This window comes from Thauera aminoaromatica, from assembly GCF_000021765.1.
Taxonomy (GTDB): Bacteria; Pseudomonadota; Gammaproteobacteria; order Burkholderiales; family Rhodocyclaceae; genus Thauera; species Thauera aminoaromatica.
Genome location: NC_011662.2, coordinates 2,917,786 through 2,939,584, shown reverse-complemented (window position 1 = coordinate 2,939,584; position 21,799 = coordinate 2,917,786). Strand labels below are relative to the sequence as shown.

Sequence of the window (21,799 nt, the reverse complement as noted above, 5' to 3'; positions counted from 1 at the left end):
GCTCAGTCGTTCGGTGCGTGGCCCACCGCGGCGTGCAGCCCGCCGATCGTGATCGGCTTGGTGATGACGGCGTCGAAGCCGCCCGCGAGGTAGCGCTGGCGCTCGGTCTCCATCGCGTGGGCGGTGTAGGCGATGACGCGGACGCCGTTCCAGGCGGCATTGGCGCGGATCCTCCTGCAGGCTTCCTCTCCGCCGAGGTCGGGCATGGAGATGTCGAGCAGCATGAAGACGGGCTGCACCTCGGCGAGGCGCGCGAGCATCGGGATGGCGCTGTCGAAATCCTCCACGACCCAACCCAGCCGGCGCAGCAGCAGGCGGGCGACCGCGACGTTGACCGCGCTGTCGTCGATGATGAAGGCGAGCTTGTTCATGATTGAGGACCGCCCGCGGGGGCGGTGAAGTGGCGCGGGAGGCGCAGGGTGAAGGTGGATCCCTTGCCGGGGACGGAGTCGAGATCGATCGTGCCGCCCATCCGGTGGGCGAGCCGACGCGACAGGGTGAGTCCGAGGCCGGTGCCGCCGTGCCCGCGGTTGAGGAAGGATGCGGCCTGGTAGAAGGGTGCGAAGACGCGCTCCTGCTCGTCGCGAGCGATGCCGCAGCCGGTGTCGGCGATGCGGATCGAGATCTCGTCCGCGGCGGCGGCGAGGCCGACGAGGATATGGCCTTCGCGGGTGAACTTCACCGCGTTCGACAGCAGGTTCTCGATGATCTGGCGCAGGCGCACCGGGTCCGCGTCCACGATGCACGGATGGGCGGGCAGATCCAGCCGCAGGTCCACGCCCTTGGCTTCGGCGTTCACCTTGTGCAGCGCGGCCACCGAGGCGACCAGGGGGACGAGGTCGATCGTCTGCGCGACGAGGGTGAGCCGGTTGGCCTCGACCTTGGCGAGGTCGAGCACGTCGTTGACCACCGCGAGCAGGTGGCGGGCGCTGTCGTGGATGGTGGTCGCGCACTCGCGCTGCTCGGGGTCCTCGAGCTCCATGCTGAGCAGCTCGGCGAAGCCGATCACGCCGTTGAGCGGGGTGCGCAGCTCGTGCGACATGTTGGCGAGGAACTCGCTCTTCATGCGGTTGGCCTGCTCGGCGGTGTGGCGGGCATCCTCCAGGCTGCGGATCGAGCGTTGCACGGTGTCGGCCATGCGGTTGAAGGCGCGGGCCAGTTCGGCGAGCTCGTCGCCGCCCGCGGCGGCCAGGCGCTGGTCGAGGTCGCCCTGCTCGAAGCGGTGGATGCCATCGACCACGTGGGTGATCCGGCGCGAGAGCAGTCCGGCCATCCAGATCGCGATCAGGATCACCGCGAGCACCATCGCGAGCGTGGAGGCGGCCAGGCGGGTGGTGGTCCCGCGCAGCTGGTCTGCGATGTCGCCGACCAGGGTGTCGCGCTCGTGCTGGGTGAGCGCGTCGGCCTCGCCGATCATCTTGCCGATGCGCTGGCCCGATTCGGTGGCCGCGCGGTGGAAGTCGTCGACATTGGCGCCGATGGTGACGTAGCCGAAGCCGCGCGGCGTCCTGCCGTACTGGCCGGTGTAGTAGGGGATGGTGGCAACCGTGGTGAGCTTGCGCAGCCCCGAGAACAGGATGGTGAAGGAGCCCGAGCCGCCGTGCTCGGTCATGTCGTGCCAGCCCTGGCATTGCGGCGAGAAGTCGAGGTAGCGGCAGTCGAGCGCGACCAGGCCCGAGGCGGTGGATTCGGGGTGGGGCTCCCGGGTGAGGCGCTGGTCCTGATAAGGCGTCAGGGCGGCGGAGAAGGTCGGCCAGGACCGTCCGCTGCTGCGCCAGGCTTCGTAGAGCTCGCGGTCGAGCCAGGGCACGCTGCGCTCGCCGGTGGCAGGGTCGTAGCCGTGGATGAAGTAGTCGCGCGCGTGCGAGATGTTGTGGCCTTCGTCGTCCCAGATGAAGGCGTAGTTGCCCGAGGCGGGGTCGGCGATCGGGGCGAAGCGTTCTGGCGTGGGCCGCAGGGTGTCGGTGAAGGCCATCAGGTGGGCGTGGTCGAGCGCCAGCGTGACGTAGCCGATGATCCTGTCCTGGCGCAGCACCGGGGCCGCCCACCGGATCAATCCCCGGAAGCGCTTGCCGACCGGGTTCTCCAGTCCGGCGTAGCCGGAGTCCTCGGGGGCGAAGGGTTTGCCGAGGGCTTGCGCGCGAGTGGGGGTGTAGTCGCCGATCCAGTGCGTGCGCACCTGGGCGCCGATCACGCGCGAGACGTGGATCTCGCCGGGGCGCAGGGCCTTCAGTGCCGGCCAGTAGGTCTCGGCGCGCACGAAGGTGTTTTCGCGCCGGGTGATGTCGCGCAGGCCGGGGTCGAGGACCTGGCGGCCGGTCTCGCTCAGCGCCTTGATGCGCTCGTGGCCGTCGCGGTCGATGAAGGTGATCTCGAGGAAGAGCGGGCGTGGGGTGCCGCGCATGTGGGTGTCGGGTGCGCGGTAATGGAAGCTGTTGGAGTTGTCGGGCAGCGGCGCGCGCACCAACGCGAGCTCGCGCGGCTGCGGGTCGCGCTCGACCCAGCGCTCGCCCTCGGCGTCGAGCGCGTAGGGCCCGTGCTCCTCGATGTTGCGCACACGGGTGTCGACGAAGCTGCGGTAGGCAGCCGCGTCCGCGGGCAGGCTGGCGGCCGCGCGGATGTCGCCGTCGCGCTCGTGGAGGAACTGCGCGATGCTGCGCGCGGTGGCGGTGGTGAGCGTTTCGATGGCCTCGCGCGAGCGGTCGTCGAGTGCGTCGATGGCGTCGTCGATCGCGGTCTGGCCGGTGCGCATCTGGGTGTCGCGCATCACGTCGGACATGGTGATCGCGCGCTCGGTGACGAGCCGGCCCAGATCGTGCGCCGCCTTCCAGGCGAACACCGCGAGCAGCACCAGCGGCACCACCTTGATCGCGATGAAGATCGCGATCAGCTTGGCGCGCAGGCTCATCCCGCGGATCGCGCGAGGGGTCTCCATCGAGCAGGCTCGCGGGGCAGGCGGCGCTCAGCCCGGGTGGCGAGCGCGGCGGCGCATCGAGATCATCGCCTGGACGTAGCCGTGCAGCTCGTGGAAGGGAATGGGCTTGCGATAGACGGTGATGTCCTCCGGCAGTCCACCCGCCGCGGCGATCTCCTTGGGACCGAGCGCGGACACCACGACGATGGCGATGTCGCTCGACAGGGGGTTGTCGCGCAGGCGGCGGATCATCTCGAAGCCGTCGATGCCCGGGATGCGCAGGTCGGCGATGAGCAGGTCGGGCGGCTCGCGGCCGACCTCGACGAGCGCATCGAGGCCGTGCTCCATCAGGTGCACGTCGAGCGGCAGGCTCCAGGTAAGGAAGGTCTCGCGGTAGATGTTCTGCAGCAGTCGGTCGTCCTCGACCACCATCACGCGCAGGCGCTCACGGTTGCTGCGCATCGGTGCCGAGGGCGAGCGCGCATGCGCGAGCAGGGCGTCGACAGAGTCCTGGCGGATGCGGCGGTGGCCGCCGGCGGTCTTCCAGCCTGCCAGCGTTCCGCTTTCGACCATTTGCTGCACCGCACCGAGCGACAGGCCGAGCTGGCGTGCTGCCTGGGCTGTGCTGATGAACTCGGAATTGGAGTCGGACTTTCCAGCCATGGGCGTCTGCGATTCGAGGGAAAAGTTAAAAGTACCAGAATTATGGCAGTCTGACGTGGCGATGCGAAAGGAATTTCAAGGGTGCGGGCCTCGACCCGGCGGGGGTGTTCCGCGCACGGGACGGGCCGCTACAATGATCCGGACGCGGTGGGCCGCGGGCGCCGCGGGCGTTCGCCGATGCCGCTACGAAAGACTTCCGGATCGCCGACCATGAACACCTCGAAGAACGTGCTGGGCGGAGCCTTGCTCGCCTGCAGCTACTCCCCCCTGACCGGTTTCTACCGCACCGGATGCTGCGAGACCGGGCAGGACGACCTCGGGCGCCACGTCGTCTGCGTGAAGGTCGATGCGGCCTTCCTCGAGTTCTCGCGACGGGCGGGCAACGACCTGTCGACGCCGCGACCGGAGTACCGCTTCGCCGGGTTGAAGCCGGGCGACCGCTGGTGCCTGTGCGCGCTGCGCTGGAAGGAGGCGCTCGAGGCGGGCGTGGCGCCGCCGGTGATCCTCGAGGCCACCCACGAGGCGGCGCTGCGCGTGATCGACCTCGAGACCCTCAAGGCCCACGCCTACGGCGCGGCGCACGGCCCCAGCGCCTGATGGCGAGTGCGCGCGCGCCGCTGCGCGAGCGGCTCGCCGGCTTGCTCGCCGTACTCGAGGCGGGCCTGGTCGAACGCCGGCAGGTGCTGCGCGCGAGCCTGCTCGCCGCGCTCGCGGGCGAACACTCGCTGCTGATCGGGCCGCCCGGCACGGCCAAGAGCGCGCTCGCGCGCCGCATCCACCTGGCCTTTCGCGATGCGCGCTATTTCGAGCGCCTGCTCACCCGCTTCACCGTGCCGGAGGAGCTCTTCGGCCCGCTGTCGATCCGCGCGCTCGAGGAAGACCGCTACGAGCGCCACGTGGCGGGCTTCCTGCCCGATGCGGCGGTGGCCTTCATCGACGAGGTCTTCAAGGCCAACAGCGCGATCCTCAACGCGCTGCTGACACTCCTCAACGAGCGCGAGTTCGACAACGGCGCGGGCCGCCTGCGCTGTCCGCTGATCAGCGTGGTGGGGGCGACCAACCAGGTCCCCGAGGACGAGGTGGCGGAGGCCTTCTTCGACCGCTTCCTGCTGCGCCTGACCGTGGCACCGGTGAGCGCGGAGGGGTTTCGGTGGCTGCTCGGGGAGGATCGCCCGGGGTCGCCCGAAGTACTCGCGCCGCCTTCCGGACTGCAGCTCGACGAGGCCGACCGCGCGGCGCTGGCGCAGGCTGCCGCCGCTTGCGCACTGCCTGCGGCGGTGCTCGACCGCCTCGGCGAGCTGCGGGCCTGGCTGGCGGGGCGTGGGGTGTATGTATCCGACCGGCGCTGGGTCAAGCTCGCCCACCTGCTGCGCGTGGCCGCGGCGAGCGAGGGCAGGGCGGCGGCGAGCGAGTGGGATCTGGGCCTGGCGCCGTGTTGCGTCGCTGCCGACGAGCCCACGCGGCTGGCGGTGGCGGACTGGCTGGCGGCGCGTCTGGGGATCCGCGAGGTCTGGTCGCCGCCGCGCATCACGCGGGTGGTGGAAGCCTTCGAGGCTCAGCTCGCCACCGAGCGCGAGGCTCGGGATCTCGACTACGACGAGCGTGGGCGCTTGCGCTTCTCGGCGATCGACCCGGTGGCGACGCAGGCCGGCGAGCTCGCCGGCTCGATCGGCGACGCCAAGGGCGGGGCGGCGGCGCTGCGCATGAGCGCCGCGCGCATGCGGCGCTATGGCAGCCTGCACATCGGTGCGCGCACGGCCCAGCTCGACGGCGTGCTCGCGCGCCTCGCGGCGTATCGCGGCGAACTCGGCGCGCAGCTTGCGACGCTCGAGGCATGGGCGGACCAGGCGCTGTGGGCGGACCCTGCCTTCGTCGCCTGCGCGCGTTCCGGGCTGGACGCGGTGGATGCGGTACTGGCCGGGCTCGAGGTCCGCGCCCGCAGCGCGCGTGCCGGCTTCGAGGCGTTGCCGCGGCTGGAGCAGGCAGGCGCGGCGCCCGCGCCGGTCGAGCACGACCCGCTGCCGGAGTGAGGCGGGGGTGATGGCGACCGGCGATGCAGGTTCCGGCGTGGCGCCCGCCGTCGCGCAGCAATCGGCCTCCGCGGCGGCCGACAGCGCGCCCGCGCCGCTGCCGCCGGACCGCGCCCGGGCCGCCGAGGCTCCACCCGTCCCCCGGCTCTTCGAGGCGCTCGAAGCCGTGCTCGCGCCGCTCGATCGCCTGCCGCGTCCGCTGTGGCTCGGTGGCATGACCCACTCCGGCGGCGAACTCGCGGGCCGTCTCGCCGCGCTCGAAGCCTGGCGGGCTGCGCTGCTCGCCGGCGGCCTGCCCGGGTCTTGCGCGGCCTGGCCCGAGGCGGAGGTGCAGGAGGCCGTGCGCGAGGTCTTCCGGGGCCTGGGCTTGCCCGCCTACTGTGCAGACCAGCCCGCGCTGGTCGATACCGTGCTGCAAGGCCTGCTCTTCCACCTCGACCTGATCGTCGACTACCGCGACCGCGGCGATACCGAGGCCGCGGCGCAGGCGAGGGCGCTCGATTCCTTCGCTGCCGACTGGGCCGAGCGCTGCGGCGAGATCGACGAGCTGGTCGGCGCCTTCGGGGATCTCGGCGATCTGCTCGACAACGCCCGCTGGGATGCGCTGCGCGGCCTGCTGCGCAGCACGGACTGGCGCGAGGTGCTGCGCATCCGCGCGCTGATCGAGGGCCTGCCCGAGCTCGCCCGCATCCTGCGCGCACTCGGCCGCGCCTGCCCCACCGACGAGGACGCCGAATCCAGCCGGGCATTGCACGCCGTGGTCGAGCACACCGAGATACAGCGCAGCGTCTCGCACCGGGTGCGGGTGCCCGACCTGCCCGGCGAAACGCGCGGCGTGCAGCGCTCGGGCCGGATCGCGCGCATGCTGCCGGCCGAGGCGACGCTGCTCGGCCATCCGCGCCTGCGCTTGGTCTGGCATGCGCGCCGCGCCGAGCGCACGCTGCTCGCCTACGAGGACGACGACCACCTGCAGGAGGACTGCCTGCGCCCGGCGCCGGTGCTGCGCCCCAGTCAGCGCCCTGCGCCGGCACGGCGCCTGGAGCAGGGGCCGATGCTGGTGTGCGTGGATACCTCGGGCTCGATGCAGGGGGGCGCCGAGGCGGTGGCCAAGGCGGTCGTGCTGGAGGCGGTGCGCTGCGCTCACGCCCGGCGCCGCGCCTGCCGGGTGTATGCCTTCGGCGGGCCCGACGAGGTGGTCGAGATGGAGCTCGGCGTCGATGTCGATGGCGTCGGCCGGCTCGCCCGCTTCCTCGGCCAGGGCTTCGGCGGCGGCACCGACATCTGCGCCCCGCTCGAGCGTGCGCTCGCCCGCCTCGACGAAGCCGGCTGGCAGCTCGCGGACCTGCTGATCGCGTCCGATGGCGAATTCGGCGCCACCCCGGCGCTCGCCGCCCGCGTCGAGGCCGCCCGCCGCGAGCGCGGCCTGCGCGTGCAGGGCATCCTGATCGGCGACCGCGAGACCATCGGCCTGCTCGAACTCGCCGACGACATCCACTGGGTGCGCGACTGGCGGCGCTATGGAGGCGGTACGGACAAGCCGGGTGGGGCCGACGCGGACAAGCGGCGTGGCGATGGCGCCGGCGCGAACGCCCCGACCCTTGCTGCCGGCGGTGGCTCGCCGGTGCATTCCAGCCACCTCACCGCGGACTATTTCCCCGGTGCCCTGCGCACCCCCGAGAACCGTGCCGCCACCGTCACACCCGAGGCGGCTGCCGCTGCCATCCGTGCCGGCCGCCACCGCGGCGACCGGTTGTAGGAGCGGCGCACGCCGCGAACGTCGGCCTTCGGGCAATCCCCGCGCGTCTCGTTCCCGCGGCCGGATTCGCGCCTTGCGGCGCTCCTGCAGGGGCGTGCCGTCGTGGTAGGCTCGCCCGACCCCACCGCCCGGCCTTGCGCCGCTGTCCATCATGAGCTTCGCCACCGACCTGATCGCCGAACTCGAACGCGCCACCGCCGGCTGCCCGATCCCGCGCGTGCGCGCCCTGCACCCAGGGCTGCCGCAGCTACCCATTCGTCGTTGACCACCTCAAAAACTCGTTCACGATCAGTCACTTGACATACCCCTGTTCACAATCGGTGTTTTTGTGTAGCTTCCTGTCTTTTTGGGCGACCGATGGACATAGGGAAGCTGGCCGACATGGTGGAGGTTTTCGAGGGCCTCGAGGACTGGCGCAATGCGCAACAGACGCGGCACCGCTTGAGCGAACTGCTCACCGTGGCGGTGTGCGCGGTGCTCAGCGGCGCCGACGACTTCGAGGAGATCTCGCAGTGGGGGCGCGCCAAAGTGCCGTGGCTGAGGGGCTTTCTGCGGCTCGACTACGGCGTGGCCTCGCCCGACACCTTCGAGCGCGTGTTCGCGCTGCTCGATCCGAAACAGTTCGAACAGGCCTTTCGCACCTGGGTCGGCGGCATCATTCCGGCAGTGGGCAAAGACCAGGTCATCGCCATCGATGGCAAGTCGAGCCGACGTACCACGAGCAAGGCGGCCGCTGCGCCGCTGCATCTGGTCAGCGCGTTTGCGGCCAACGTGGGCGTGGTGCTGGGCCAGACGGCGACGGCGGAGAAGTCCAACGAGATCACGGCGATCCCCGAACTGCTCAAGGTGCTCGACATCGAGGGCTGCATCGTCACCATCGATGCGATGGGCACGCAGACCAAGATCGCACGCGCCATCCGTGAGCGAGGTGCCCACTACGTGCTGTGCGTGAAGGACAACCACCCGAAGCTGCTCGACTCGATCATGTTCGCCGACATCGATCCGCGCGGTCCGCTGACACCAAGTTCGACCCATGAAACCACGAGCACCGGCCATGGACGGATCGAGGTGCGACGCTGTACGGCCTTTGATGCGACCGATCGGCTCCACAAGGCCGAGGCCTGGAAGGACGTGGCCAGCTTTGCCGTCGTCGAGCGCGTGCGAACGGTGGGCGAGCGCACCAGCACCGAGCGCGTCTACTACATCAGCAGCCTGCCGGCCGACGCCGAGCGCATTGCGGTGGCGATCAGAAGTCATTGGGAAGTGGAGAATCGGCTGCACTGGTGTCTGGATGTTCAGTTCGGTGACGACTACGCACGCGGACGCATCGGTCACATTGCCCACAACCTGGCGCTGGTGCGCCACATGGCGCTCAATCTCATCCGGCTCGATAAGTCCATCAAGACGAGCATCAAAACCAAGCGACTGCTGGCCGCGACGTCCGATGAGTTTCGGGCTGCGCTGCTGGGCTTTGAGCCACCAGACGAGGATGACGACGATTGATGATGAACGCGTAGCTGCGGGAGCCCTGGCCCTGCACCTGCCGCCGCCGGAGGCGGCCGCATCGAAGAACGGCGAGTTCTGCGCGCTCGAGCTCGACGACGGCGCGCTCGGCCTCTCCTATGTGCTGCTCGGCGGCATCCTCCCGCGGCTCGCCGCCTCCGACGACCCGCACACCATCGTCGGCATGGACGCGCTGCAGCTCGCGCGCGAGTTCGCCGCGCCCGCCGCCGGCGCGGGGGGCGACGCGGAGATCCGCCGCACGCTCGGCTTCGCCGCGGCCAACGCGCTGTCGCGCACGGTGATGGAGCGCATCGGCTTCGCGCCGCCGCGCGCCACCGACTCGATCGGCGGCATCGACCCGCAGGCGGGCGACCACGTCGGCATGGTGGGGTTGTTCACCCCGCTGCTGAAGCAGGTCACCGCTGCCGGCGCGCAGCTCACCGTGATCGAGCTGAACCCCGACTATGCCGGCCACTACGACGGCTACCGCGTCACCCTCGACGCCGCGGCGCTGGAAGACTGCAACAAGGTGCTGTCGACCAGCACCATCCTGCTCAACCACACGGTGGACGACATGCTCGCGCATTGCCGCAATGCGCGGCGCATCGTGCTGATCGGCCCGAGCGCCGGCTGCCTGCCCGATCCGCTGTTCGCCCGCGGTGTCACCGTGGTGGGCGGGAGCTGGATCACCGATCGCGCCGGCTTCATCGACGTGCTGCGCCGGGGCGAGTCCTGGAGCGGCTTCGCCTACAAGTTCGCGCTCGGCGCGGCGGACTGGCCAGGCCTGCCGGAAAACCGCTAAGGTTGCGGCCTCGCGTGCGGGCAGCCTCCACGCTGCCCGCAAAACAATAAAGATCGACCCCCCCAAATGCACCTGACTCCCCGACTCGTCTTCTTCCTCGTCCTGCCGCCCCTGCTGTGGGCGGGCAATGCGGTCGTCGGCCGCCTCGCCATCGGCAGCATGGACCCGCTCTGGCTCAACGCGGTGCGCTGGATGCTCGCTTTCGTGCTGCTGCTGCCGCTCGGCTGGCGCGCGCTCGGCACGCCGGCGGCACGTGCGCAGATCCGCGCGCGCTGGACCCACCTCGCGGTGCTCGGGCTGATCGGCGTGGGCGCGTACAACGCGCTGCAATACATGGCGCTGCGCACCAGCACGCCGCTCAACGTCACCCTGATCGCCTCCAGCGCGCCGGTATGGATGATGCTGATCGGCGCCGTGTTCTACCGCGTCATCCCGCGCCCGGTGCAGGTCTTCGGCGCGCTGCTCTCCCTGGTCGGGGTGGCGCTGGTGCTGTCGCGCGGCGACCCGGCCGCGATCGCGCGCATCGAGTTCGTCGAGGGCGACCTGCTCATGCTGCTCGCCATGCTTGGCTGGACCGGCTACAGCTGGCTGCTCGCGCGCCCGCCCGCGCACATGGCGGGCGAGGCGCGGCCGAAGTGGAACTGGGCCGAGTTCCTCGTCGCCCAGTGCGTCTTCGGCGTGCTGTGGGCGGTGGCCGCCGCCGCGGCGGGCGACGTCGTGTTCCCGTCCGGGCCCACGCAGTGGTCGTGGGGCCTGGTCGCGGCCATCGTCTATATCGCCGTCGGCCCCTCGATCATCGCCTACCGCTCCTGGGGCGTGGCGGTGGCCGAGGCCGGCCCGGCCACCGCGGCCATCTTCTACAACCTCACCCCGCTCTTCGCCGCGGTGTTCTCCGCCGCGGTGATCGGCGAATGGCCGCGCCCCTATCATGGCATCGCCTTCCTGCTGATCGTCGGCGGCATCCTGGTGAGCACCCGCGCGGCGGCGCGGCGCCAGGCGGCGTAAGCCGGCGCGGGACGGTGCAGTCGGTCCCGTGCGCCTTCACCGCGCGCGCGTCAATAGTCCGTCTCGACCTTTCGGCCGGTGCGGCGCTCGATGTGCCAGCCCTTGCGCACGACCTTGCCGTTGACGATTTCGGCCTCACGGAAATCGCCCCCGGCGAAGGAGTGGACGGCGGGAAAGTGGATGTCCCGGCCTTGCGGGTCGCGCAGGTTCGGATCGTAGCCCGGCCGGCGCTGGATATCCCAGCCGAACAGCGTGCCATCCTTGCTCATGCGGAACTTGAGCCGCAGATTGCCGCGCGGGTCGCGCTCGAGGTCGTCGATGAGCTCCTGCGGGATGCGGGAGCCGACTTCGATGGTTTCGTCGCCGAGGATGTTGCCGGCGTATCGACTGCCGACCCCCTCGATGAAGCGTCGCTCGGAGGTGTCGCGCCAAAGAATCCGGGCGCGTTCGGGGACGGGTTGAGAGAGGATCAGCTTGGCCTGCGATCGCAAGGTCTGCCCGCCAGCCCGGTAAAAAGATTGATTCGCATACTCCGGGAAAAACTCCACGCCGAGGAACTCCTGTCCGGCCAGCGCATCGACCACCAACTCGAAACCGGGACGACCGAAGCGCTGCAGCATGCGCTGCCGGCTCTCCAGGTAGCGCGCCTGGGATTCGGTGAGCGGGGCGGGCGGGGCTGTCGGCAGGGGCCCGCGACAGGCCGTCATAAGGGCGGTGCCGAGGGTCGCCACCGCGAGCCGGATCAGGAAGCGTCGTCGCATCAGAATCCTCCATTTGTCGTCGTGTAGCCGTTCTCGGGCTGCCCGAGCCAGGCGAGGTAGCTCGCCATATCCACCGTGCCGGTGACGTCGCCGAGACGGCGCGGGTCGAGCGTGGAGCCGTCGCCGCGCCTTGTGGCGTCGCGCGGGAGCCAGGTGATGTAGCGCAGGGTGTCGGCGTGGGTGAGGCTGCCGTTGTCGAACGCCATGCGGCGCTGGCGATCTCCGGCCACCGCGCCGTTGACCGCGCGGTCCTCGGGGAAGACGTAATCGATCCGGGGCAGATCGCCGTTCCCGGTCGGGCGCGGAACGACGCTGTGTTGCGGGTTGCCGATCTCGATCACATTGCTCTGGTCGTGGATCACCACATTAAGGATGGGAACGGGGGCCACCGACTCCATTTCTACCCCGGCGTCGCGTGCTTGCGCCACCATCCAGTTGAGTGCAACCAGCGAGAGGCCTTGCTCGGCGTCGGGATAGCCCCCGCCGATGTCCGCATGGGCGCCGACGAAGCCCTTCTCGATGCGGATGCGACCGGGCGCATCGCTGCTGGCGCCGATCGACTCGAGCGGAAAGCCGCCCCAGTGCATGCGATGCGGCTTCGGGTTGCGATAGGCGAACTCCGTGATCGAGTCCGAGCGGTGCTCGTTGAGCGCGACCGCCTGCGCAACATGGGCGAAGACCTCCGGGATCCCGAGGCGATACGCTTCGCCGCTGAAATTGGTCGATAGCACGGTGTCGAAGAGCCCCATGAAGCGGAAATCGACCGCCTGACAGGCAGAGTCTCCGCGGCGGTTCGTGTAGCGGTAGTAGTCCTGGCCCTCATGGCGGACCGTCTTCGCGACGATCCGGTTGGCGAACTCGCGCGCCTGGGCCGCGCCGCGGCTGAAGCCGACGATGTCGATGTCCATTACCCGGTCGTCACTGAAGAGCTCGGCCTCGTCGTCCAGGTATTGGCTCATCCGCCCGATCCGTGCCGGCCCCGAGTAGTTGCCGCCCATGTCGTTCACATGGACCGGATCGCCCGGTGTCAGCCACCACAGCAGATGGCCGGTCGCGTGGTCTTCCGGGCGGATGTCGCCGTAGTCGATGTCGTGATGCACGGTGCCGACGCCACTTACATAGCGCTTGGTGGCAGTGTAAGCGTCAAAGAAATACACCACATTGCTGAATCCGCTGCCCGCCATCGCCGGGTCGTTGAGGTCGTCGCTGTTCCCCGTCCCATCGAACGCGAACAGCACCAGCCCATCCGGATCCACGTTCCGCAGCGGATTGAACGCCGCATACGCATACGGGTTCGGCCCGTCCGGCGTACCGAGCGGGTCGGGGGTGAGGTATTCGCCCAGGGTCGGCGCGTAGTAACGGCGGCGGTTGTAGTGCAGGCCGGTTTCGGCGTCGAAGACCTGGCCGGGCAGGCGCAGGTCGAGGGTGAAGTCGGGATGCCGGGGCGAGGTGGTGACCGTCGCGGCACCGAAGGGGGCGTGGCGCGCGCGCCAGAGCGGCTCGCCGTCGGCGTCGGTGGCCAGTTCGGGGGCGCCGAGGTGGTTGGTGTGCAGCCAGGCGAGGCCGGCCTGCGGGGCGAGCCAGCTTTGCGCGATGCGGCCGAGGTCTGCGAGGATGCGTCGCGCGGAGTCGGTTGCGCTGTCGGGGCGCGCCGGGGTGTCGAGCACGGCGAGGGGCAGGTCGGCTAGCCACAGATACTGGCGGATCAATCTGCCGTCGGCGTCGAGCTCTGCGAGGGGTTGGCGGGCGTCGTCGTACACGGTGTGGGTCGTTGTGGGCGCGACCATTGCGGGATCGAAGCGCGTGCGCTCGATGCGCAGGCCGCGGTGGTCGTAGGCGTAGCGGGCGATGCTGCGATCGCCTGCGTGCACCTCGATCAGGCGGCCGAGTGCGTCCCATCGCAGGCTGCGCGTGCCGAAGCGTTCGGGCTGGCCGCTGGCGTCGTGGTGACCGGGCGTGGCGGCCTCGTGCGGTCGGCTCGCGGCGGCCCGCGCCGGCACGTTCGCTGCGCGTGGGCTCGAGGACAAGGCACGGTGGCTGCCCGGTGCGAAGTGGGTCGGGCGGGTGTGGCCGGCGAGCTCCTGCTGCGACACGACGCCTTCCTGGGCAAGGACGCGGCGCTGGTGGCGATCGTAGGCGTAACGCCACACGGCGGTTTCGGCCAGCACGTCGCCGTCGTCCCGCCATTCGACGCTGGCCACGAGCTGGTTGCGAAGGTCGTAGGCCTGGCTGCGGCGCGTCGAGGGCAGCGGGCCTCCGGGCTCGCGCCGGCGCGCGTGCAGGAGGTTGCCTTCCGGGTCCCAGACGTACTGGTAGTCGAGCAGGATGGTGTCGGCGGACGCGACAGTCTCCTGCAGGCGTGGTAGTGCACCTTCGAGGGCTTGGCCATCTGCTGCCTCCACCGGCTGGGTGACGTCCGCATCGGTGTTTGCTTGCGCGGCGTGGGCCGCGGAAATGCCGAACAAGCGTTCGATGCGCGTGGCCAGGGGCTGGCCAGGTGCGATCGGCAGCAGCGCACGTGCATTACGGACCGGTGCGCCGCGCTCGTCGGCGCGCAGATGAACGACGCGGACCAAGGTGCCGGTGCGCGTGCGCTCGTGCAACGTACGCATGCCGTTGCCGGCCCGGAAGCCACGCAGGCCGAAGAGATCGCGCTGGAACGCGCTGGCGATGACCTGTTCGCGCGCCAGCGCGCGCAGCCAGGGCGTGGCCACCGGCTGGCGCTTCAGCGCGACGACCTGGCCCTGGCCGTTGCGCTCGTAGCGCAGGCGACTGCCATCGGGCAGGGTGGTGGCGACAAGATGCCCCTCGGCGTCGTACTCGTAGCGCGTGACCACGACGAGCTCGCCGCCGTCGCGCTTCAGGCTCACGATGCGCGCGCTGCGCAAGCCGCGCTGGTCGTACTCGTAGCGTTCGCGCCCCTTGGGGTGATCGACTTCGAGCAGGCGGGAGCCGTCGTAGCGCCAGCGGGTGGTCTCGGTGCTGCCGTTGCGCCCGTCGGTGACCTCCTGGGCGAGGATGCGGCCGCGCGGGTCCCAGGTGTAGCGCGCGCGGTGGCCGAGGGCGTCGCCCATGGCGACAAGGCGCCCCGCGGCATCGAAACTGCGCCAGCGCGCTCCGGCGTCGGGACTGCGTTCGAGGACGGGGCGTCCGAAGTCGTCCTTCAGGATGCGTGGGTGGGCAGGGGGTGCTGGCGGCGCGGATCCGCCGTCGGGGTGGCGCGCGGGCGGCAGCAGCTCGCGACCGTGACTGTCCAGGAGGCCGACGAGCCGGCCTGCGACGTCGTGGCGCAGGCTGCGGGTGAAGCCGGTGTCGTCGTCGATCGCGGCGAGGCGTCCGTGCTCGTCGTAACGCCAGCGGCGCCGCAGCAGCCGGCTGGCGCTGCGCAGCCCGGTCTCGACGACGCGGCTCTCGTGGTCGTAGGCCCAGGTCCGCAGGATGCCGAGCGCGTCGGCGTGCCACTTCAGGCGGCCGGCGGCATCGAAGGCGCGCCGCCAGCGCGGATGCAGGCGCTCTTCATCCTCTCCGGAGCGCAGCTCGACGAGTTGGCCGAGGGCATCGTATTCGGCAGCGTGGATGCGATCTGCCGCCTCACCCGGGCTGCGGCTGCGCCACCGGATCAGCTGGCCGGCGGAGTCGTGGCGCAAGTGGGTCTCGTGACCTTCGGCATCGCGCACCCGCCGCGGCAGGCCGGTGGCCGGATCGGATTCGATCTCGCTGCGCTGGCCGCCGGGACCTTCCAGCGCGCGAATGAAGCTGCCGCGTTCGTCCCAGTGCAGGCGGACGAGGTCGCTGTCGAGCGGGCTGGCGTCCGCTCCGTCGGGGAGCGGGCCGTCGAGCTCGGCAAGCACGCTGCGACCGTTGATCGTGGCGTAGCGCCAGGTGACGCGGCGTTCGATCGGCACGGGATCCGGCCGGCCTTCCGCGTCGATCGGGCTGAAACCGGACTCGCGCAGTTCGATGGGCTGGCCGGTCGTGTTGTAGCGCAGCTCGATGCGGTGCTCGCGGCCGGGGACGACGCTCGGGCGGATGATCGCGCGCGGAGGCGTCGTCGCGGCGGGCTCGGTGCGTTGCGCTGCGCGGTCCGTGTCGGCGAGCGCGGTTGCCGGCGTGTCGGGATATTCGTAGCGCGTGCGGTCGAGCAGGCGCGGCCGGGCGCCGGAGAGATCGGCACCGAGGGTCTCGGCGAGGCGCCCGCGGGTGTCGAAACGGTGCTGGGTGGAAAGGCGCGGCCTGCCCTCGGCGTCCAGGGTCGTGATGGCGCTCAATCGGCCGTCGGGCGTGTAGCGGTAGCGGACGTCGGTGGGGCCGCAGCGCGCGCAGCCCGGGCCGCGCGCTTCGAGCAGGCGGCGCTGGCCGGCGATCACCGCGCCAAGGTAGGTGGTGCGCTGGCCGAGGCTGTTGGTGAGCACGCTGCGGCCGCGTTCGGGATAGTCGAGGCGCACGTCCTCGGGGCCGCTTTCACCGCCTGCCGGCAGCGCGCCACGCACCGAGCGGATGCCGCGCCCGGCGTGGTCGTAGGCGTAGCTGGCGATGCGTTCGGGCACGGGCGGGCCTGCGGGCTGACGCGCGAGCACGCTGATGCCGGTGAGCGCGACCGGATGGCGCGGGTCCTCGTAGTGATATTCGCGCGCGGCGGCTCCGCCGGTCTGCGCAGCCGGTGCGCCGGGGTAGTCGACACGGAGCAGGCGCGCCGCGGTGACCGCGGGTGCAGCGGCCTTTCCGGCGGGAGCGCCGCGCTGCAGGGGGCGGCTCGGGCCGGCGGAGCCCGGGCGTTGCGGAGCGTGGACGGAGCGCCCAGGCTGCGTGCCTGCGTCCGTCCGCGCGGGAAGCGCGACGCGTTCCTGCGCATACGAGAAGCGTCCGAGCGGACTGTCGATGTGGGCGATGCCGCTGCCGGGAGCGTGGTAGTGAACTTGCAGGCTGCGGCCCTGCGGGTCGGTGACCTGCAGCAGCCGGCCGGCGGCGTCGTGGCGCAGTGAGACGAACTCGCCGCTCGCAACGAGGATCTGCACCAGGTGGCCGGCGCTGTCGAACAGCAGGCTGCGGCCGTCGGGCCAGCGCCAGAGATATTCGTCGCCGCCGCCGGGGCGGTGCCGGAGCAGGATGTCGCCGCGGCTGGGGTCGCGGCTGGCGCAGCGCTGCGGCTCACCGGGCCGGCGCGCAAAGATCACCCGCGCGCCGTCGGCCTGGAGGATTTCGAGGCGATCGTCGCGGATGTTCAGGCGCGTTTCGTAGGACAGTCTCCAGCCGCTGCCGAGCGCCCCGATGTCGCCCGGGCGCGCACGTCGGCTGTTGTAGTGGCGGACGATCTCGAGGCCGAGGATGCCTGGCAGCGCCGGAAGATCGACCTCCTGCTGGTACTTGTTGCCCGAGAGGACGTCGATCGGGTTTCCCGCGCCGACGTCCTGGCCGGTGGTGGAACCCTGGCTGGCCGGGCCGCTGGCGCTGCCGCAGGGGTTGCCCGCGTTGTTGGAGACGCATTGCCCCGCTGCGGGGGGCTCTGGCGCCGAGGGGCCGTCCTGCGCAGAGTCCGGTGCACAGCTCATCGTGATTCCGCACCCGCTCTGCTGGATGCCGTGATCCGCGGCGCCGGATTGCGCCGCCGAGGTCTCGGCCGCTACCCCGGGGAGCGCCGTGATACAGAGCGCCGCCAGCAGTGCGGCACCCGCCCGCATCGCATGGTGCAGCCGACCGGCTGGCGGCTGCAGGCATGCGGACGAGCTGCGCATCGGTTGCCGCCGCGCCGGAGTGGTCCGGCGGTACAAGGCCGCGGGGGCATCGCATGAAAGCCTGGGGGCAGCGTTCAGCACTCGGGTTCCTCCTCCGCGTCCTCGGCGTCCTCGGCGTCCTCCGCGTCCTCGGTTTCGTCGCCGCTGTCGGTTCCCGGCCCCGGCTCACCGTCGGATCCGCTGCCGTCGCCAGCCGGCGTACCGTCTTCCCCGGTCGGGTCCGCCGCCTCGGGTGCAGTGTCCGCGGTCGCAGGTTCGGGCGTGCACAGAGGGGCCGTGGGGGGGCAGCCGGGCAGGGGCGTCGAATCGGCGGCTGGGGGGGTGGCGCTTCCCGCCGAACGGGGCCGCATCGCCTCGTTCTCGATCGCGTCGGACTGCATGCGCAGCGTGACCTGGCTCACCATCGGGATGCGGCCGGCCTCCACCAGGCCGCGGCGGAAGGCGTCGTCGTCGCCCGGATCGAGCATGCGCAGGGCCCAGGTGAAGAATCGTCCGGCGAGGGGAACCTGCTTGGCCGGCGGCAGCCCCCAGGTGACGCGCAGCTTGAGCAGGTTGGCGTCGGCGAGTGTCTGGCCCGAGCGGTTGCTTGCCGGATCGGCGTTGCAGTTCGCGCGGTCCGCCGGGCAGCCGAGCACGCCCGGCTGCGCGGACGGAATCACCCGCGCCGTGGTCTGCAGGCGGCGCGCGGCCGCCAGGCTGTGGTAGTCGTCGAAGCTCTCGCGGGTGGGGGAGACGATCTCGATGCGCAGGGCGGCGACGAGATCGATCTGTGCCGCGGCGAAGGCGTCGGCGAGCTCGGCGAGGTTGCGACCGCCGCCGTAATAGGGGGTCATCGCGCGCGCGAAGGCCAGGCGCATGCTCGCCAGTCCGGCGTTGGCGATGCTTCCGGCGCGTGCGGCCTCGAAGCTGGCGTAATTGACGATGCTGCGGGCATGGAAGGCGAGCCCGGTCTGCAGCATCGCCAGTGTGAGCGCGAGCAGGGCCGGGGCGACGATGACGAACTCGGCCGCGCCGGCGCCCCGCTGGCGGTGGCGCCAAGGCCGTGGAAGAAGCCGTGGAAGAGGCCGCCGCGCCGGCGGCAGCGGATGGGCGGGATTCATCATGCGCGCACTACCACCGACAAGGTGGAAGCCAGCCTGAGATGCGTGCCGGGGACGAGTCCCGCCCGTCTCGCGGCGCCGGCCGCCATCTCGAGCACGGCGGCGGCGCCGCGGCAACGCGCGAAACGCCACGGGCCGAGCGCCTCGCGCACCGCGACAACGACGCCTTGCGGGTCGATGAACACCACGTCGATGGCGAAGCACATGCCGAAGGTGTGGACCGACGAGCATGGACGAAGCAGCAAGGCCTCGTCGGCGGCGAGGTGCGTGCGTCCGAGCAGGCCGCGGGCGCGTTGCAGGAAGCTGCGGGCGACAAGGACGCGCATGCTCACAGCCCCATGGTCATGAACTTCACCGCGATCGGAAAGCCGAGCACGATGAAGGTGCAGGGGAAGATGCAGGCGATCAGTGGGAGCAGCATCTTCACGGGCGCTTCCATCGCCGCCTTCTCGGCGCGGGCGAAGCGCTCCGCGCGGCGTTGCTCGCCCTGCGCGCGCAGCATCGGGCCCAGGCTCATGCCCATGTTCTCGGCCTGAATGACCGTGGAGACCAGGTTCGCGATCGCCGGTTCGCCGATGCGGTCGGCGAAACCGCGCAGCGCGTCGGCGCGCGACTTGCCCGCACGCACGTCGCGCAGCACGCGGTGCAGTTCTTCGCCGAGCGGTCCGGCAGGGCCTTTCGCGGCCGCCTGCTGGAGTGCCCCGGTGAGGTTGAGGCCGGCCTCGACGCACAGGGTGATGAGGTCGAGCACGAAGGGGAGCTGCTTGAGCATCAGCCGGCGTCGGCAGCGGATGCGATCGTCCAGCCAGGACCACGCGATCAGTGTGCCGGCGGTGGCGCCCGCCAGCGCGGGAAGCGCCGGAGGAAGTGCCCATGCGTGGGCACACCCGAGGCCGGCGGCCAGCCCGCACAGCCCGACGGCGACCCGGTGTGCGAGCAGCTGCGCCGGAGAGAGCGTGTAGTCGAGTCCGGCAAGGCGCAGTCGCACGGCCAGCCGTGCCTGCAGCCGCGCCGGCAGCAGCGGTGCGACCAGGTGCGCGATCCAGCGCGTGGGCCACCACAGCAGGCGCAGGAAGCGCGGTGGCGTGTCGAGCCAGGTGCGGTCCTCGGGCCGGACGGCGCTGACGCTGCGGGCCAGCGCGGCGACGATGCCGGCGCTGCCGAAACCGGCGAGCAGGGCCACCGCCGCGATCACCGTGCGTTCGTCGAGCACAAGCAAGTGCGCGGAGCTCATACGTCGATCGCCACGATGCGCCGGATCAGCAGCACGCCGAGCACCTCGAGCGTGGCGATCACCGCCAGCGTCGCCCAGCCGGGCGGCGAGTGCCACAGGAAGCCCATCGCCTCCGGTTCCATGCGGTCGAGCACCAGCAGCAGCGCCAGCGGCAGCATGCCGACCACCACCGCCTGAAGCTTGCCCTGTGCGGTGAGGGCGCCGATCTTGCCTTCCATCGCGAGCTGGCTGCGTACGGTCAGCGCCGCGCGTTCGAGCGCTTCGGCCAGGCTGCCGCCGGTCTCGTTGGCGATCCGCATCGCGGCGATCACGAGGGTCAGCGAGGGCATGCGCACGCGTGCGGCGAGATGGTCGAGCGCCTCGTCGAGCGGAATGCCGAGGCGGTGCTCGCGCAGGGTGAGGTCGAACTCCTGGGCGATCGGCGGGCGCCCTTCGCGGACGAGTTGCTGCAGCGCCACCGTCATCGAAACCCCCGCGCGCAGGCCGCCGGCGATCACCTGCAGCGCGTCGGGCAGCTGCTGTTCGATGAGGTCGAGCCGGCGCTGGCGCAGCAGTCCGAAGGCAAGACGCGGTAGCAGGGCGAGCGCACCCGCGCTGGCGAGTGCGATCAGCACCTCGCCGCTGGCGAGCCAGCTGCCGATGCCGCCGACGGTGACCGCGAGGAGGTTCAGGACGAAGAGTCGCGCCGGGTCCATGAACAGGAAGAGTTCTTCGAGCTGCAGGTGGGCCTCGGCGGTGAAGCGTTCGCGGTAGCGTGCGAGCGCATTGCCCGCGATGCGCATTGCCGACCAGGCGAGCAGGGCGGAGGCGAGGCCGAAGGCGAGCGTGGCCAGCAGCACGGCGGGTGACGAAGCCAGGGCACTCATGAGCGCTTCCGGTCGAACAGGTGCAGGTCGAGCGCGACCCCTTGGCGACGCAGTTCGTCGTAGAAGCCCGGCACGGCATCGCAGCCAGTGAAGTGGCCGCCGCTCGGGTCGGCGGTGGGGGAATCGGCGGTGCGGCGCTCGAAGCGGAAGAGTTCCTGCAGCTGGATGCGTCCGCCCTCCATGCCGGTGAGCTCGGTGATGCTGGTGAGCCGGCGCGCGCCGCAGGCGAAGCGGGTCTGCTGGACGATGATGTCCACCGCGCTGGCGATCTGCTCGCGGATTGCGGCCAGCGGGAGATCCATGCCGGCCATCAGGACGAGCGTCTCGAGGCGGGCGAGCGCATCGCGCGGGCTGTTCGCGTGCAGGGTCGTCATCGAGCCCTCGTGGCCGGTGTTCATCGCCTGCAGCATGTCGAGCGCCTCGCCGCCGCGGCATTCGCCCACCACGATGCGGTCGGGGCGCATGCGCAACGCGTTGCGCACGAGGTCGCGGATGCTGATCGCGCCGCGTCCTTCCAGGTTGGACGGGCGCGCCTCCAGGCTGACCAGGTGGCTGTGGCGCAGGCGCAGCTCGGCGGCGTCCTCGATGGTGATGATGCGTTCGCCGTCGGGGATGAAGTTCGACAGCAGGTTGAGGAAGGTGGTCTTGCCCGAGCCGGTGCCGCCGGAGACCACGATGTTGCGCCGCTGCTCGACGCAGGTGCGCAGGAATGCGGCCATCTCGTGCGAGAGCGAACCCATGCGGACGAGGTCAGCGACCTCGAGCGCCCGACGCGCGAACTTGCGGATGGTGAGCGTCGGGCCCTTGAGGGCGAGCGGCGGGATGATCGCATTGACCCGCGAGCCGTCGCGCAGCCGGGCATCGACCATCGGCGAGGATTCGTCGATGCGGCGGCCGAGCGGCGCGACGATGCGCTCGATGACGCCGAGCACCGCGCGGTCGCTGGTGAAGGTGGTGGGGTGCGGCGCGATGCGGCCGCCACGTTCGACGAAGATCTGGTCGAAGCGATTGACCATGATCTCGCTCACCGACTCGTCGGTGAGCAGGGTCTCGAGCGGTCCGAGGCCGATGGCCTCGTCGAGCACCTCGCTGCACAGCTGTTCGCGGTCGAGCCCGCCTGGAAGCGCGGCCTCGGCGGCGATGATCTCGCGTACGAGCGCGGTGGTCTCGGCGCGCAACTCGTCGTCCGACATGCGGTTGAGATCGCGCCGGCGCAGGTCGATGGTGTCGAGCAGGCGTTCGTGGATGCGTTTGCGCCAGGTGAAATCCGCGTTTGCTTCGGCAGCTGCCGGGAGTGGTTCGAAGCCCGGGCGGAACGGAGGCTCGGGTACGGGCGCGGGCGTTGCGGCCGGCGTATCCGCCGCTGCGGCCAGGGTGGTGGACGAGTCTTCGGGCGGTTTGCGTGCGGTGCGGAAAAACATGCAGGGCTCCGG

16 protein-coding genes are annotated in these 21,799 nt (G+C 71.0%); 6 read left to right on the top strand and 10 right to left on the bottom strand.

The genetic code is table 11. The annotated features are described in order from the left end of the window. Positions 1 to 2 precede the first annotated feature (2 nt). The 3 genes from TMZ1T_RS12940 to TMZ1T_RS12930 are packed head-to-tail and all read right to left on the bottom strand — an operon-like array spanning position 3 to position 3,577. Complete coding sequence (locus tag TMZ1T_RS12940; RefSeq protein WP_012585627.1) at positions 3 to 371, bottom strand: response regulator; 369 nt, start codon at positions 369 to 371, stop codon at positions 3 to 5. Continuing rightward, entirely contained in the window at positions 368 to 2,935 is a 2,568-nt protein-coding gene (locus tag TMZ1T_RS12935; RefSeq protein ID WP_012585626.1) for a sensor histidine kinase, read from the bottom strand. The genes TMZ1T_RS12940 and TMZ1T_RS12935 overlap by 4 nt, the downstream gene beginning before the upstream one ends. A gap of 27 nt (positions 2,936 to 2,962) precedes the next feature. Beyond that, positions 2,963 to 3,577, bottom strand: a complete 615-nt coding sequence (locus TMZ1T_RS12930) for a response regulator (RefSeq protein ID WP_004315810.1) — start codon at positions 3,575 to 3,577, stop codon at positions 2,963 to 2,965. A gap of 210 nt (positions 3,578 to 3,787) precedes the next feature. Here TMZ1T_RS12930 and TMZ1T_RS12925 point away from each other — a divergent pair, with 210 nt between their 5' ends. The 6 genes from TMZ1T_RS12925 (at position 3,788) to TMZ1T_RS12900 (ending at position 10,673) form a co-directional block, all read left to right on the top strand. After that, positions 3,788 to 4,174, top strand: coding sequence for a DUF2237 family protein (locus TMZ1T_RS12925; protein WP_004315811.1), 387 nt, complete (start codon positions 3,788 to 3,790; stop codon positions 4,172 to 4,174). Then, a complete protein-coding gene (locus TMZ1T_RS12920; RefSeq protein ID WP_012585625.1) occupies positions 4,174 to 5,607 on the top strand; it encodes an AAA family ATPase in 1,434 nt (477 codons plus the stop codon). Before TMZ1T_RS12925 ends, TMZ1T_RS12920 begins: the two co-directional genes overlap by 1 nt. Positions 5,608 to 5,617: 10 nt before the next feature. After that, entirely contained in the window at positions 5,618 to 7,363 is a 1,746-nt protein-coding gene (locus TMZ1T_RS12915) for a VWA domain-containing protein (RefSeq protein WP_012585624.1), read from the top strand. Positions 7,364 to 7,720: 357 nt separating this feature from the next. Next, a complete protein-coding gene (locus tag TMZ1T_RS12910; protein ID WP_012584185.1) occupies positions 7,721 to 8,866 on the top strand; it encodes an ISAs1 family transposase in 1,146 nt (381 codons plus the stop codon). Further along, positions 8,853 to 9,668 carry a Rossmann-like domain-containing protein gene (locus TMZ1T_RS12905; protein WP_012585622.1) on the top strand — a complete coding sequence of 272 codons (816 nt, stop codon included), beginning with the start codon at positions 8,853 to 8,855 and terminating at the stop codon, positions 9,666 to 9,668. The genes TMZ1T_RS12910 and TMZ1T_RS12905 overlap by 14 nt, the downstream gene beginning before the upstream one ends. A 66-nt stretch (positions 9,669 to 9,734) precedes the next feature. Then, positions 9,735 to 10,673 (top strand): DMT family transporter, encoded by a 939-nt coding sequence (locus TMZ1T_RS12900; protein ID WP_012585621.1) that lies wholly within the window; start codon positions 9,735 to 9,737, stop codon positions 10,671 to 10,673. Between the two features lie 50 nt (positions 10,674 to 10,723). On the opposite strand, the gene TMZ1T_RS12895 is transcribed toward TMZ1T_RS12900, so the two are convergent. The 7 genes from TMZ1T_RS12895 to TMZ1T_RS12865 form a co-directional block, all read right to left on the bottom strand. Further along, complete coding sequence (locus TMZ1T_RS12895) at positions 10,724 to 11,434, bottom strand: hypothetical protein (protein ID WP_012585620.1); 711 nt, start codon at positions 11,432 to 11,434, stop codon at positions 10,724 to 10,726. Next, positions 11,434 to 16,983 carry an RHS repeat-associated core domain-containing protein gene (locus TMZ1T_RS12890; protein ID WP_261788933.1) on the bottom strand — a complete coding sequence of 1,850 codons (5,550 nt, stop codon included), beginning with the start codon at positions 16,981 to 16,983 and terminating at the stop codon, positions 11,434 to 11,436. Before TMZ1T_RS12890 ends, TMZ1T_RS12895 begins: the two co-directional genes overlap by 1 nt. Positions 16,984 to 17,240: 257 nt before the next feature. After that, the gene (locus tag TMZ1T_RS12885) at positions 17,241 to 18,269 is read right to left on the bottom strand and encodes a TadE/TadG family type IV pilus assembly protein (RefSeq protein ID WP_012585618.1); all 1,029 of its coding nucleotides are present in this window, start codon (positions 18,267 to 18,269) and stop codon (positions 17,241 to 17,243) included. Then, positions 18,266 to 18,592 carry a DUF192 domain-containing protein gene (locus TMZ1T_RS12880; RefSeq protein WP_012585617.1) on the bottom strand — a complete coding sequence of 109 codons (327 nt, stop codon included), beginning with the start codon at positions 18,590 to 18,592 and terminating at the stop codon, positions 18,266 to 18,268. The genes TMZ1T_RS12885 and TMZ1T_RS12880 overlap by 4 nt, the downstream gene beginning before the upstream one ends. A 2-nt stretch (positions 18,593 to 18,594) precedes the next feature. Further along, positions 18,595 to 19,500 carry a type II secretion system F family protein gene (locus tag TMZ1T_RS12875; protein WP_012585616.1) on the bottom strand — a complete coding sequence of 302 codons (906 nt, stop codon included), beginning with the start codon at positions 19,498 to 19,500 and terminating at the stop codon, positions 18,595 to 18,597. Next, on the bottom strand, positions 19,497 to 20,366 hold the full coding sequence (locus TMZ1T_RS12870; protein WP_012585615.1) for a type II secretion system F family protein: 870 nt from the start codon (positions 20,364 to 20,366) through the stop codon (positions 19,497 to 19,499). The genes TMZ1T_RS12875 and TMZ1T_RS12870 overlap by 4 nt, the downstream gene beginning before the upstream one ends. After that, complete coding sequence (locus TMZ1T_RS12865; RefSeq protein WP_012585614.1) at positions 20,363 to 21,787, bottom strand: CpaF family protein; 1,425 nt, start codon at positions 21,785 to 21,787, stop codon at positions 20,363 to 20,365. The genes TMZ1T_RS12870 and TMZ1T_RS12865 overlap by 4 nt, the downstream gene beginning before the upstream one ends. Positions 21,788 to 21,799: the final 12 nt, after the last annotated feature.